Annotated in this window: 10 protein-coding genes; 3 read left to right on the top strand and 7 right to left on the bottom strand. The window is 73.1% G+C overall.

Features of this window, described 5'->3' with window-relative positions; translation table 11 throughout:
• Window positions 1-3 precede the first annotated feature (3 nt).
• The 7 genes from AB0B58_RS36765 to AB0B58_RS36735 form a co-directional block, all read right to left on the bottom strand.
• Entirely contained in the window at window positions 4-786 is a 783-nt protein-coding gene (locus AB0B58_RS36765) for a zf-HC2 domain-containing protein (RefSeq protein WP_360233912.1), read from the bottom strand.
• The gene (locus tag AB0B58_RS36760) at window positions 783-1,460 is read right to left on the bottom strand and encodes a sigma-70 family RNA polymerase sigma factor (RefSeq protein WP_360233909.1); all 678 of its coding nucleotides are present in this window, start codon (window positions 1,458-1,460) and stop codon (window positions 783-785) included. Before AB0B58_RS36760 ends, AB0B58_RS36765 begins: the two co-directional genes overlap by 4 nt.
• Before the next feature lie 385 nt (window positions 1,461-1,845).
• A complete protein-coding gene (locus AB0B58_RS36755) occupies window positions 1,846-2,823 on the bottom strand; it encodes a hypothetical protein (protein ID WP_360233906.1) in 978 nt (325 codons plus the stop codon).
• Window positions 2,820-5,309: an SMC family ATPase gene (locus AB0B58_RS36750; RefSeq protein WP_360233903.1), complete on the bottom strand. Its 2,490-nt coding sequence runs from the start codon at window positions 5,307-5,309 to the stop codon at window positions 2,820-2,822. The genes AB0B58_RS36755 and AB0B58_RS36750 overlap by 4 nt, the downstream gene beginning before the upstream one ends.
• 274 nt (window positions 5,310-5,583) lie before the next feature.
• Window positions 5,584-6,735, bottom strand: coding sequence for an exonuclease SbcCD subunit D (locus tag AB0B58_RS36745; protein WP_360233900.1), 1,152 nt, complete (start codon window positions 6,733-6,735; stop codon window positions 5,584-5,586).
• Between the two features lie 52 nt (window positions 6,736-6,787).
• Window positions 6,788-8,539 (bottom strand): ATP-binding protein, encoded by a 1,752-nt coding sequence (locus tag AB0B58_RS36740; RefSeq protein ID WP_360233897.1) that lies wholly within the window; start codon window positions 8,537-8,539, stop codon window positions 6,788-6,790.
• Between the two features lie 104 nt (window positions 8,540-8,643).
• Complete coding sequence (locus AB0B58_RS36735) at window positions 8,644-9,351, bottom strand: pyrimidine reductase family protein (protein WP_360233894.1); 708 nt, start codon at window positions 9,349-9,351, stop codon at window positions 8,644-8,646.
• Window positions 9,352-9,565: 214 nt separating this feature from the next.
• Between AB0B58_RS36735 and AB0B58_RS36730 the strand changes: the two genes are divergently transcribed.
• The 3 genes from AB0B58_RS36730 (at window position 9,566) to AB0B58_RS36720 (ending at window position 12,657) form a co-directional block, all read left to right on the top strand.
• Complete coding sequence (locus AB0B58_RS36730; RefSeq protein ID WP_360233891.1) at window positions 9,566-10,582, top strand: LacI family DNA-binding transcriptional regulator; 1,017 nt, start codon at window positions 9,566-9,568, stop codon at window positions 10,580-10,582.
• Between the two features lie 146 nt (window positions 10,583-10,728).
• A complete protein-coding gene (locus AB0B58_RS36725) occupies window positions 10,729-11,490 on the top strand; it encodes an amino acid-binding protein (RefSeq protein ID WP_360233888.1) in 762 nt (253 codons plus the stop codon).
• A 90-nt stretch (window positions 11,491-11,580) separates the two neighbouring features.
• A complete protein-coding gene (locus tag AB0B58_RS36720; protein ID WP_360233885.1) occupies window positions 11,581-12,657 on the top strand; it encodes a GNAT family N-acetyltransferase in 1,077 nt (358 codons plus the stop codon).
• The last annotated feature ends 135 nt before the right edge of the window (window positions 12,658-12,792 follow it).

The following is a 12,792-nucleotide window of genomic DNA, read 5'->3' as shown; positions in this document are numbered from 1 at the left end:
GGGTCAGGGAACGCGGACCAGCGTCTCGGTCGCGCCCTTGTCGTCGATCGACTGGATCTGGAGGTGTGCGATGTCCTCGCGCGGCAGCGCCGTGGCGGCCTGCAGCAGCAGCGGGTCCGGCTGGGCGGCTGTGCCCCAGCCCTTGTCGCCGACCTGCCACGTCGACAGGACCTCGGACGAGCCGTCGGTGCGGACCGCCACCAGCCGGCAGGTCAGCGGGCCCTTGATGTTGGAGACCGCGAAGGAGACCTGGGTGCCCCAGTCCTTGGGCTCCAGCGCCACGTCGGCACGGACGCCCGACCTGGCGTCGGTGCCGCCGAGCCGCTCGCCGGCCAGATCCGGGCCGCCGATGCCGACGCCACCCTCGGAGAACGGCAACGGATCGAGCTGCTTGCTGGAGCGGGGCGGCTGCGCCTGGGTCGACGGTGCCTGCGGGTCCGGCGCCAGCCACTGACCGCCGGCGAACAGGGCGCCGATCGACAGCATCGCGAAGACCACGACCGCGGCGGCCAGGGAGTAGAGCCGCCGGCTGTTAGCCCGCCGCCGCTCCCGCTTGACCTCACCGATCATCTTCTTGAGCACGATGCCGTCGCGGCGCGACTGCTCGGTCGCGACGAGCGCGTCGGCGTCGACGTCCGAGAGGATGTCGACGACCGGCAGCATCGACTCGAGCTCGATCGCACAGGTCGCGCAGTCGATCAGATGGTCCTCGAAGCGAGCGGCGTCGCGATCGTCGAGCACGCCGAGCGCGTACGCCGCGACATCGAAGTGTTGTTCCTGTGTCATTCCGTCACCCCCCGCTGCTGCAGAGCCGTACGCAGGGCCCGCAGGGCGTAGTACACGCGAGACTTGGCTGTGCCCAGGGGGAGGCCGAGAACCTCGGCCGCCTCCGGGACGGTCTTGCCGCGGAAATACGTCTCCACCAGGATCTCACGGTGCGACTGGCTGAGCGTACGCAGCGCATCGGTCACGGTCATGAGCTGCAACACCCTGTCGGTGTCGTCGGCCGTGCTGGGGAAGCTCTCCAGCTCCCGGTCGTACGTCTCCGGCGGCCGCGCGCTGACGCTGCGATGGTCGTCGATGGCGATGCGACGGGCGACGGTGACGAGCCAGGGGCGCAGCGACTGCTGGCCCTGAGCGCCGAGCCGGTGCGCGTTGCGCCAGGCCCGCAGGAGCGTCTCCTGGACGATGTCCTCGGCCCGCTGGCGGTCGCCGCCGGTGAGCCGGAGCACGAACATCAGCAGCGGGCCCGCGTGCTCCTCGTAGAGCATCCGGACAAGCGTGTCTTCGTGGCTCGCCGTCTCCGACGCAGCACCATGGCGGGCCTGTCGTGGAATCACGGCATCATCATTATCCGCACCACGGCCTCCGTCGAGAGCCTGCCAACCGCCGCCGGACCGCTGCTGCGTCATCGCGCACACCCTGTCCGCCGTGGGCCGCTCCATGACCAACGCATGCATCGATTCCTCCAGCCGGTGCTTTCCCCGTCGCCTGTCATACGGCCACGAACCCCGGCCGGGATCAAAACGAACGGGAAAATTTCCGGGAGCCCTGTGGGCCGGCCGGCATGGACGAGTTGCAAGAGGTTCCTCCGGGTCCAAGCCACGGCGGACCGCGGCTTTAAATCCATAGCCACCGATATGTACTCGGGGGCACGCGAATAATACTCAGCAACCACCGGCGGTCGACAGACGTGCGGTGCACACTCCACCCGCAAAGCGGATGCACCACCAGCAATCGGTGCCCTGACGGCTACAGAACGTCACCAAGACGTGAGTCCGGCTCGGGGCGGAGCGGCCCGGCCCCGGCCGGATCCACCCGGGCCACGGCCGCGCGGCGGCGCGGTTACGAAAGCCGGGACCGGGCGGTGGCCTGGGTCAACGCGCGGTGCAGCACCCGCGAATCCCCCAGGAGCCCGCGCAACCGCCGCTCGAGACCGGCGATCGGCACGAGGTTCTGCGGGGCGCGCGGATCCTTGTAGGCAGAAGAGGCAAAACGGGGCAGAACAGCGGATGAAACCTCGGCAAGCTCAACGGCGACCTCGGCGGACAGGTCCGGCGAACACTCCACCCGGACGATCCCGGACCAGGGTGCGCCCGACGCACCGGGCAGCCGCAGGTACCACGACCAGCCGCCCCAGACGGTGCCCAGCTGGAAGACCGGAGTCCGCTGCCCGGGCCGCAGCGACGTCACCACCGGGGTCAGCGCCGCCGGCAGGTACTGCTTCTGCTGCGTCTTCACGTATCCGACGGTCCGCGGCAGCTGCCGCCGGTTCCGCAGCGGCCCGTCGACCACCAGCAGGTCGGACCCGTCGGACCCGCCGTCCCGGGCCGCACCGGAGATGTCGATCTCCAGGGCCGTCAGCGGCGCCTGCACGGCCGCGGGCAGCTTGCTCGCCTCGCCGGTACCGCTGACCCGGTGCACCTCGTACAGCACCGATCCGGCCCGCAGGTCCGAGGCGCTGGGCGAGGCGGTGAACAGCCCCCGGCCCACCCGCGCCCCGACCAGCTCGGCCACCCCGTTCCCGAGGTCGCACCGCACCACCCCGGCGGCGTAGGAGGCGGCGAGCCCGGCGTACGACATGCCGTCGTCCTCGGCCGTCCAGAGGCCGGCGTCGTTGCGCCGCACCCCGTCGACCAGGAACACCACGTCCGGGCACCGGACACCGGGCGCGACATCGATCGGCGCCCACTTCGCGGCCGGCACCTCGACATCGGTGTCCACCTGCGCGCTGCTCGGCGAGGCCGGACCGTCGGACGACTCGCCGCCCTCGAACGACGCCCCGTATGCCGGGTCCCAGGCGTCGACGAACATCCGCGTCACAGACCAACCCTCTCCACATAGGCCGTCCGGGCGTCCTTGTGCACCTCGAAGCGGACCGGAACCCGGTCCGCAAGCGCGTTGACGTGGGTCACCACGCCGACCATCCGGTCTCCGCGGGCCGCGAGGTTCTCCAGGGTCGCCGCCACCACGTCCAGCGTCGCCGCGTCGAGCGTGCCGAACCCCTCGTCCAGCACGATCGACTCCAGGCTCGCAGCCGTGGTCGACATGCCGGCGAGCTGCTCGGAGAGCGCGAGCGCCAAGGCCAGCGAGGCCTGGAACGTCTCGCCGCCGGACAGCGTCCGCACGCCGCGGCGCAGACCCGCGTCGTGGTGGTCGACGACGAAGAACTCGCCCTTGTCGTGCATCAGGTCGTACTGTCCTCCGGTCAGCTCGCGCAGGATCCGCGACGCGCCGTCGACCAGCAGATCGAGCGCCTCCTCGAGCAGCCAGCGCTCGAAGTTGTTGGCCCGCAGGTGCCCGGCCAGGGCCTTGGCGACCCGCCCCTCCCGCAGCAGCGCGGCCCGCTGCTCGACGAACTCGCGGGCCTGCTCGCGCCGCTCGACCAGCCGCTGCCAGGCCGCACCGGCCCGCTCGGCCGCCACCGCGGCGGCCCGGATCAGGTCGGCGTCGGCGCCACCGGGCGGCGCGCCGAGCCCGCTGCCGGTGAAGAGCTCCACCACGGCGTCCCGGGCCCGCTGGGTCTCGGCGTGCGCCGCCTCGACGGCCGCGACGGCCTCGGCGCGGGCCTGCTCGCGCTGCCGGGCCGAGTCCTGCGCCCACCCGGCCAGCGCCGACCAGGCCACGGCGAGGTCGTCCCGGTCGGCCGGCGGCGGCGAGAACCGGGCCACCCCGTCGCGAATCGTGTCGAAGGTGCGCCAGGCGGCCCGCTGCTGCTCGTCGGCCGCGGTGACGGCCGCCTGGGCGCGGCGGTGCACCTCCCGGGCCGAGCGGACGGCCACGCCGGCCTCGTCCAGCTTTCGCTGCAGCCCGGTCAGCTCGGCGAGCCGGCGGCGCAGCGCCTCGACGCCGGGCGAGTCGGCAAGGGCGGCCCGGACCTCGTTCAGCCGCGACCGGTGCTGCTCCAGCTGCGCCCGCTTGCGGTCGAGGCCGCGCTCGAGCTCCCGGGCCACGGCGTCGCGCTGCCGGTACGCCGTCGAGGCGACGTCCGCGGCCGCCCGGGCCGCCTTGCCCGTCCGCTCCGCCGTCTGCACGGCCGAGCCCTCTGGCATCGGCGGCACCTCGGCGACCGGCTGCTCGCAGACCGGGCAGTCGTGTCCCGGTGCCAGCAGCGCGCGGAGCGCGGCGGCCCGGTCCAGCGTCTGCGCCTCGGCGTAGTCGAGTCGCGCCTGCTCCAGCAGCTGCTCGGCGCCGTTGTGCGCGGCACGGGTCAGGTCGGCGGCGGCGACCGCGTCCTTGTACTCGACCTCGGCGACCGACACCTCGCCCGCGAACCACTCGGCCTGCCCGATCAGCCGGTCGAGCTCGACGTGGCGGTCCAGCAGCAGGCCCAGCGAGCCGGCGTCGCCGGCGGCCGCCAGCTCGCCGCGCACCTTCTCCTCGCGCTCCTCCGCCGTGTGCACGCCCTCCGCCGCCTCGGCGGCGCGGGCGCGGGCGGCGGCCGTGGCCTCGGCGACCCTCGTGCTGCCGTCCGGGACTATCACCCGGGTGAGCGCGGCCAACTCGCCGGCGATCGCGTCGCGGGTGGCGGCCAGCTCGGCCTCGCGGTCGCGGACCGCGCTGAGCATCGGCACGGCGCGCTCGACCGCCAGGGTGAGCTCGCGCATCGCGGTCAGGCGCGCCTCGGCGGCCGCGACCGCCTCATCGTCGGCGTCGGCCAGCCCGGCGAGCATCTGGTCGACGGCGGTCAGCCGGGCCTCGGCCCGGGTCGCCCGGGTCGACGCCTTGGCCTGCACCTCCTCGTAGACGTGCAGGCCGAGCAGGTTGACCAGGATCTGCTGGCGGGTGGCGGGCTTGGCGTGCAGGAAGTCGGCGAACTGGCCCTGCGGCAGCACCACGCAGCTGGTGAACTGCTCGTAGGGCAGCCCGACCGCCTCGACGATCGCGCCGTCCATCTCGGCCGGCGTTCCGGCGAGCACGTCGCCGAGGTCCTCGAGGCTCATCCCGGTGTCGAGCCGGGTGACGTCGAAGCCGGGCGGCATGAGCTGCAGCCCCGCGCCGGCGGTCTTGACGTTGCCCCGGCCGTCGCGGCGCACCACCCGGGTCGCGACGTAGCGCGAGCCGGCGGACTCGAAGACGAGCCGCACCCGTGCCTCGTTGGCAGAGGGTGCGAGCGCGTTGCCGATGCCCCGGCTGCCGCCCCAGCGCGGCACCGTGCCGTAGAGGGCGAAGCAGATGCCGTCGAGCACGGTGGACTTGCCGGAACCGGTCGGCCCGACCAGCGCGAAGTAGTCCGCGTCGGTGAAGTCGATCGTGGTCTCGTCCCGGAACACCGTGAAACCGGCCAGATCAAGCCGCAAAGGCCTCACGCCACCTCCTCGCTTCGTCCGCCAGGAAACGGGACCCAGGTGCTGAGCCACCCGTGCGCGCTCCGCTCGCTCACGCCATGAGTCAGACACTGAGCCGATGATTCGCTCGCAAGCTCACTCATGCCATCCCCTCCGCTGGCGCTCCGGCGATGACATGAATAAGACACTGAGCCCGATGACTCGCTCGCAAGCTCGCTCATGCCATCCCCTCCGCTGGCGCTCCGGCGATGACATGAATAAGACACTGAGCCCGATGACTCGCTCGCAAGCTCGCTCATGAAGTGCTGCTCACCTCGTCGTAGAGCTCGTCGAAGAGTTCGCGGACGCCGTCCTCGGCGTTGCCGCGGCTGTCCAGGTAGTCGCCGAAGAGCTGGCGCGGCGAGCGGCCCGCGCGCTGCGCCATCCGCTCACCGGCCCGGTCGGGCACCATGTCGGGGTCGATGCGCACCTCCAGCGCGTTGGGCAGCAACTCCTGCACGTCCTCGCGGAGACCCACCCGCGGCGTCTCCCGGACGAACACCCGCAGCCAGGCATCCGGAAGGTCGACCGTCGCGAGCTGATCCAGCGAACCGCGCACCGTGCGCAGCGTCTTGGCCGAGGTCACCGGCACGTCACGGACCTTCGCCGCCTTCTCGGCCGAGACGTCCACGATCGCGACGGAGCTGACGTTCTCCTCCTCGCCGAAGTCGACGGCGAGCGGGCTGCCGCTGTAGCGCACCGGGCAGGGGCCGATGACCTGCTGGGAACGGTGCAGGTGGCCGAGCGCGACATAGTGCGCGCCCGGCGGGAAGACGGTGGCCGGCACCGCGTATCCCATCACCGTGTGCGCATCGCGCTCGCCGCCGCCGGTGCTGGCGCCGACGACCGTGAGGTGCGCGGTCAGCAGGTTGACCACCCCGGGCTCGGCGAAGTCCTCGGCGAGCCGGGCGATCAGCCGGGCGATGTGGTCGGCGTAGGTCTGGCTCGCCTCGGCCGCGGTCAACTCGTACATCTCCACCGCGCGGATCGCGAACCGCTGGGAGAGGAACGGCAGGGCGGCCAGCCGCCAGCGCTCGCCGCCGGCGGTCGTCCCGGTGATGATCAGATCGTCGGGCTTGTCGCGCACGGAGCCACGCAGCGTGATCCCGGCGGCGTCGGCCCAGGGCCGCAGCGCGTCCAGGGCCTGGCCGTTGTCGTGGTTGCCGCCGATCGCGACGATCTCGGCGCCGGTCTGCCGCAGCGCCGACAGCGCCCGGGTGACGACCCGCACGGCATCGGGTGACGGCGCCGCGGTGTCGTAGAGGTCGCCGGCGATGATGACCAGGTCGGGCCGCTGCTCGCGGGCGATCTCCACGACCTGGCCGAGCACCCGGATGTGTTCCTCGTGCCGGGTACGGCCCTTGAGAACCTTGCCGACGTGCCAGTCGGAAGTGTGCAGGATGCGCATCGCAGAACCCTAACGCCTGTTTCGAAAACGATGACCGGGCCGGAAACAGGCGTCAGAAGGGTATGTCGTCGTCGGACGAACCGCCGCGGCCGCCGACCACCGCGAACGGGTCGACGCCCTGCACCATCGAGCGCATCGTGGCGGCCGGCGGGGGCCCCGACTCGGACTTGCGGGTGGCCCAGGCCGGGAAGGGGAACTCGACGCAGAGCGGCACCGGGATGTCCGGCTGGTTGACGAACATCGTGCCGGGCCGGGCCAGCAGGGCGCGCTGGCGCATGGCCGGGGGCAGGAAGCCGTACTCCGGGCGGGAGGCCTCCGCCGGGTCCAGGCGGCCGACCACCCGGATCGCCGAGTTCGTCACGATGCGGCGCTCGACCTCGCTCGCCGTCTGCTGGGCGCCGATCAGGATCACGCCGAGCGAGCGGCCGCGCTCGGCGATGTCGAGCAGCACCTCCTTGATCGGCGACGAGCCCTCGCGGGGTGCGTACTTGTTGAGCTCGTCGAGGACCACGAAGAGCAGGGGGCGGCCGGTGCCCGACTTCTCCTTGTCGTCGAACTCCGTCTTGAGCGTCACGCCGACCACGAAGCGCTGCGCGCGGTCCGGCAGGTTGTGCAGATCGACCACGGTGACCTGTGCGCTCTCGGCGGTCTTGATCTGGTGCGGGCGCCGGCTCGCCAGGTCGCCGCGGATGAGCCGGGCCAGGTCGCGCTTGCTGGCGATCAGCCGCCGGGCGAACGCGTTGACCGTGCCCATGTTGACCGCGCTGCCGGCCCACATCGAGCGGGTCTCGTCGTCGGTGAGCTGGTCGACGACGTGGTCAACCAGGTCGCCGTAGGACGACAGGCGCCGGCCGTCGATGCTCACGCCGCCCTCGGCGGGCAACGCGTGCCGCGCCAGGTGGGCGGTCACCGAGTGCACGACCATCGTGTACTGCTGCCGCTCGTCGTCGGCGTCGGCGAACACGTAGGGCAGCAGGCGCGTGGCGCAGAACTCCTCGAGGGTCCAGTAGAAGCTGTCCACCCCGGTGAGCCGGCTCTGCACGTCGGGCGCGCCGGAGGAGTCGCCGGCGCGCGGCGGCGCGTAGACCCGGACGTCCGGGAACGGGGTCGCCGGGAGGCCGAGCCGGGCGTAGGCCGCCGTGGTCGCGTCGTCGAGCCGGGTGTTGGGGTGGTCGAGGAAGAGCAGGTCCTCGCCCTTGACGTTGAAGATCAGCGCGCGGGCGTTGACCGCGTCGCCGCCCAGTTGCCCCGAGCGGAAGACCGAGTAGAGCAGGAAGGTGGCGAAGCTGGTCTTGGTCGCGACGCCGGAGATGCCGGAGATCGAGACGTGGGCGCCGCGGGTGCCGTCGAGGAAGTCGGCGTTGAGGAAGACCGGCACGCCGTCGCGGCCGGTGCCCATCGGCACCCGGCGCTCCATCCGGTCGAAGTGCAGGGCCGCGTCGCGGGCGGCGCCGGACGCGCGGTGCACGACCGCGCCGGGCGCCGGCGGCACGTAGAGCTCCGGGTCGACGCGGGTGGTGGTGATCTCGGCGGCCTCCTGCACGAGGGCGGGCAGGGTGCCGTCGGCGATGGCGAAGACGTCGGAGTCGAACTGTGCGCCCTCGTGGCGCGCGCGCACCTGCGTGACGACGCCGGCGATCGTGACAGGCTCGCGGTCGGGCAGCTCGCGCCTGGTCACCACCACGTCGTCGAGCTGCAGGTAGCTGCCCGGCGTGACCGCCGTCCAGAACTGCAACGGGGTGGCATCGGCGGTGCCGAGGACACGCCCGACCGGATCGCTGGCTTCGACTACTTCGTCAGACACGCCGATCATGTTGCACCAGACGTATGACATCCGACGGACGGCGCGTCGGTTGGCACGCGTTGTCCACAACTTCTAGGGGTCGTCCACAGGTTTGTCCACAACTTCTAGCGGCTGCGGGCGTACCGGAGGAAAAGCATGTCCCGATCGGCCAGGACGCTCCGCAGCGACATCTCCCGCGGCGGGGTGCCGGGTCCGGCCGCGATGCGCCCGGCGCCGCCGCCGGCGAGCAGGGGCGAGACGGTGAGGCACAACTCGTCGACCAGATCGGCGGCGATCAGCGCGCCGAACAGCCGCGGCCCGCCCTCGCAGAGGAGTTGCGTCGCGCCCCGGGCGTGCAGCTCGCCGACCGCCGCGGCGAGGTCGACGACGGTCTCTCCGCAGGTGACGACGTCGGCGACCGGGGCGAGCGCGGCCCTGCGGACGCTCGGGGCGCCTGCATGGGTGACGACCAGCGGCCGGATCGGCGCGTCCGAGAAGACCAGCTGCGCGGGATCCAGGTCCAGGGCGCCCGAGACGACGACCATCAGCGGAAACTCGGCCAGGCCCCGGGCCCGGCGCCAGTCGCGCGCGGCCGCGTCGAGGCGGAGCCCGTCGTAGTTCTCGGTGCGGACCGTGCCCGCCGCGACCACGAGCGCGTCGCAGACCATCCGCAGCGAGTCGAAGACCAGCTTGTCGCCGGGCCCGCCGAGGCCGGCGGACCGGCCGTCCACCGTGGCGGCGCCGTCGAGGCTGGTGATGAAGTTGACCCGCAGCACCGGGTCCGCATTACGGGGATAAATCTCGACAAGGTCGGCGTCATGTACGTCGATCACGGCCCCGGGGGCCCCGTCACCGGCGGCGTGGGCTCGGGGGGCCGGTGCTGGCAGTCGCACCACGACCCGCCCCGGCAGTCCTCGTGTCGTCGCTCTCGGCACGCACGGCAGATCATGCCCAAACCCTAGGCCCCGGGCGGGCGCGGCGCACTGCATGGTCAATTCTCCCGGTCACGGGAGAGACATCGGCGGGCATGAGGGCGATAATGCCCGGATGACCAGGCAGCCCGTCCGTTCACCCGGGCGACCGACGCTCGACGCCGTCGCGGCGCGCGCCGGGGTCGGCCGTGGCACCGCATCCCGGGTCCTCAACGGGTCGTCCCAGGTCAGCCCGCAGGCGAAGGCGGCCGTTGAGGCCGCGATCCTGGAGCTCGGCTACGTGCCCAACCGGGCGGCCCGCTCCCTCGTCACCCAGCGCACCGACTCGGTGGCCCTGGTCGTCTCGGAGTCGCAGGAGCGGGTGTTCGGCGAGCCGTTCTTCGCCGGCGTGCTGCGCGGCATCAACGCGGCGCTGCTGGAGACGCCCCTGCAGCTGTGGCTGGCGATGGCCGCCTCGCCCGAGCAGCGCGAGCGGGTCGAGCACCACCTGACCGGCCAGCACGTCGACGGCGTGCTGCTGCTCTCCCTGCACGACGACGACCCCCTGCCCGCGGTGCTGCGCGAGCGCGGCATGCCGTTCGTCTTCGGCGGGCGCTCCACCCGCGCCGCCGAGGGCGACTTCATGGTCGACGTCGACAACTCCGCCGGCGCCCGCAAGGCGGTCGAATACCTGCTCGGCAACGGCGCCCGGCGGGTCGCCACCGTCGCCGGGCCGCAGGACATGGAGGTCGGGCGGGCCCGGCTGGCGGGCTACCGCGCGGCCGTCACTGGCACCGGGCTCGTCGAGTACGGCGACTTCAGCGAGGCCGGCGGCGCCCGGGCGATGCGGGCCCTGCTGGAGCGGGAGCCGGACCTCGACGCGGTCTTCGCGGCGTCCGACCTGATGGCCAGCGGCGCGCTGCGGGCCCTGCGGGACAAGGGCCTGCGGGTGCCGCAGGACGTCGCGGTCGTCGGCTTCGAGGACGCCCCCGTCGCCCGGCAGTGCGAGCCGCCGCTGACCACGATCCACCAGCCCGTCGAGGAGATGGGCCGCCGGATGGCGGAGCTGCTGGTCTGCCGCATCCGCCGCGAGCCCGTCGAGAATTCACACGTTCTGCTCGACACCCACCTGGTCCGTCGCGCCTCCGCCTGACCTGCCCTAACCTGGATGTGATCCAGGGCATATCTCTGCGCCTTGATGACGGGGACACGGCGGCGCAACGGGTGTGAAACGCCGCTTCGGCAATCTTGGCGCCAAGGACGGCACCGCCGTGCCGTCTTCCAGACGGGAGGAGTTGCATGTTGCTGCGGGTACGGGTCACTCTGCCGGACCGTCCTGGTGCCCTCGGCCAGATCGCGCGCACGCTGGGCGTGGCCGGGGCAGACATCGTCCAGGTCGTGGTGCTGGAGCGACTCGGCGGGCGGGCCGTCGACGACTTCACCGTCGTGTGGCCGGGCGCCTCCCGCGTCGAGCGACTCCTCGCGGGCCTCGCCGCCATACCCGGCGTGCAGGTCGACGGCGTGTGGCGGGCCATCGGCGCGCCGGTCTCCGGCGGCCACGACGCCGAGCTGCTGGCCCAGGTCGCGGCGAACCCGCAGGACGGCCTGGCCACCCTGGTCGACGCCGTGCCGGGCCTGCTGGCCGCCGACTGGGCGGCCGCCGCCGTGGTGCCGGCCGACTGGGCCGCGCGCACGGCCGCGCCCCGCCCGGCGCCGTCCGGCGAGCCGAAGCTGCACCTGTCGACCGGCAGCGAGCCGACGGTGGCATACGCGAGCTGGCGCGCACCGGACCCGCTGCACCTGCCCGAGGTCACCCCGCTGCGGGCGCGCCCGATGACCGGCCCGGACGGCACCCGGTACGCCGTTGCCCCGTTCGGCCGCGCGGGCCTGGTGCTCGTCATCGCCCGCGCCGACGACGACGAGCTGCCGGCGGCCGCGTTCCACGTCACCGAGGTGGACCGGATCGCTCAGCTGGTCCGCGCCGCCGCCGTGATCCTCGGCGACCGGCTGGACCGCACCGAGGTGCCGAGCGTCGCGGCGGCTGTGATCGAACCCTCATAGTCGTCCCAGCTCAGGCAATGTGCAGGTAACACCGGGGAGGCACGCTTAGGTTCGTTTCAGGGGCGGGTCGACCGGAGGGAAGTGCCTCGCATGGCGTTGTGGCGGATCAGGGCGACGGTCGACGACCGGCCGGGCTACCTCTCCGTGCTCACCGCCAGCCTCGCGCTGCGGTCGGTCAACATCCTCGCCGTCCAGGTGCACACCACCGAGGGCGGCGCGGTCGACGACTTCCTCGTCGACGCCCCGAACACGATGACCGAGGCGGAGCTGCACGCCGCGATCACCCGCGGCCGCGGGCGCGACGCCTTCGTCGTGCGCGCCGAGGCGCAGGGCCTCGCCGACCAGCCGACCCGGGCGCTCGCGCTGGCCGGCCGGCTCGTGCACGACCCCGACTCGCTGGGCGAGGCGCTGGTCACCCTGCTCGACGCGACCGAGGCCCGCTGGCGCCCCGAGGGCACGGTGGTCCTGCACGGCTTCGACGAGGAGCGGATGACGCTCATCGACCCGGCCGGCGGCACCTACGAGGTGCTGCGTCCCGCGCCCGCCTTCACCCCGGCGGAATACGCCCGCGCCCAGGCGCTTGTCGAGGTCAGCGGCGCCCTGGTGCGCCGCACCGCCGAGCAGACCACGCTGCTGCTCCCCGACGGCGCGGAGCTGCTGATCCGGGCCGCCACCGGCGACGACGTCGAGGGCGTGCGCCGGCTGCACGCGCGCAGTTCGGCGCAGACCCGCCGGCACCGCTACCTCGGCGTCGCCCAGGTGCCGTCCGACGCCCGGCTGCGCCGGATGCTCGAGCCGGCGACCGGCCTGACCCTGCTCGCCGTGCTCGCCGACCCGGAGAGCGGCGAGGAGCGGGTCGTGGCGATGGCCAACCTGCTGGCGGAGGGCGACCTGGGCGAGGTCGCGCTGCTGGTGGAGGACTCCTGGCAGCGCCGCGGCATCGGCACGGCGCTGCTGCGCCGGCTCATCGCGGCGGCGCGCCGGATGAACGCGTCCGCGGTCGTGGCGCACACCGGCGCCGACAACGTGGCGATGCTCCGCACGCTGCGCCGCTTCGGCGTGGCGGGCCGCGACGACCGCGACGGCGCGCTGCTGAGCGTGACGCTGCCGATCGGCGGCACCGGGCGCCGGCCGGCGACCGACGAGACTCCCGCCGCCTCCGGGTGATGGGTGATGGGTGAGAGCGGCGACGGCGGACCCCGCGCGGGGTCATCAGGCCGTCCTTGAGGATGCCGAGCGCGATCTGCGGGTCCGGGTCGGCGATGACGTCCGGGACCTTCGCCATCAGCTCGCGGGAGTGGT

The organism is Actinoplanes sp. NPDC049118 (assembly GCF_040648555.1).
Lineage (GTDB): Bacteria > Actinomycetota > Actinomycetes > Mycobacteriales > Micromonosporaceae > Actinoplanes.
Note: the sequence above shows the minus strand (reverse complement) of the source record. Positions and strands in the feature narration are given on the sequence as shown.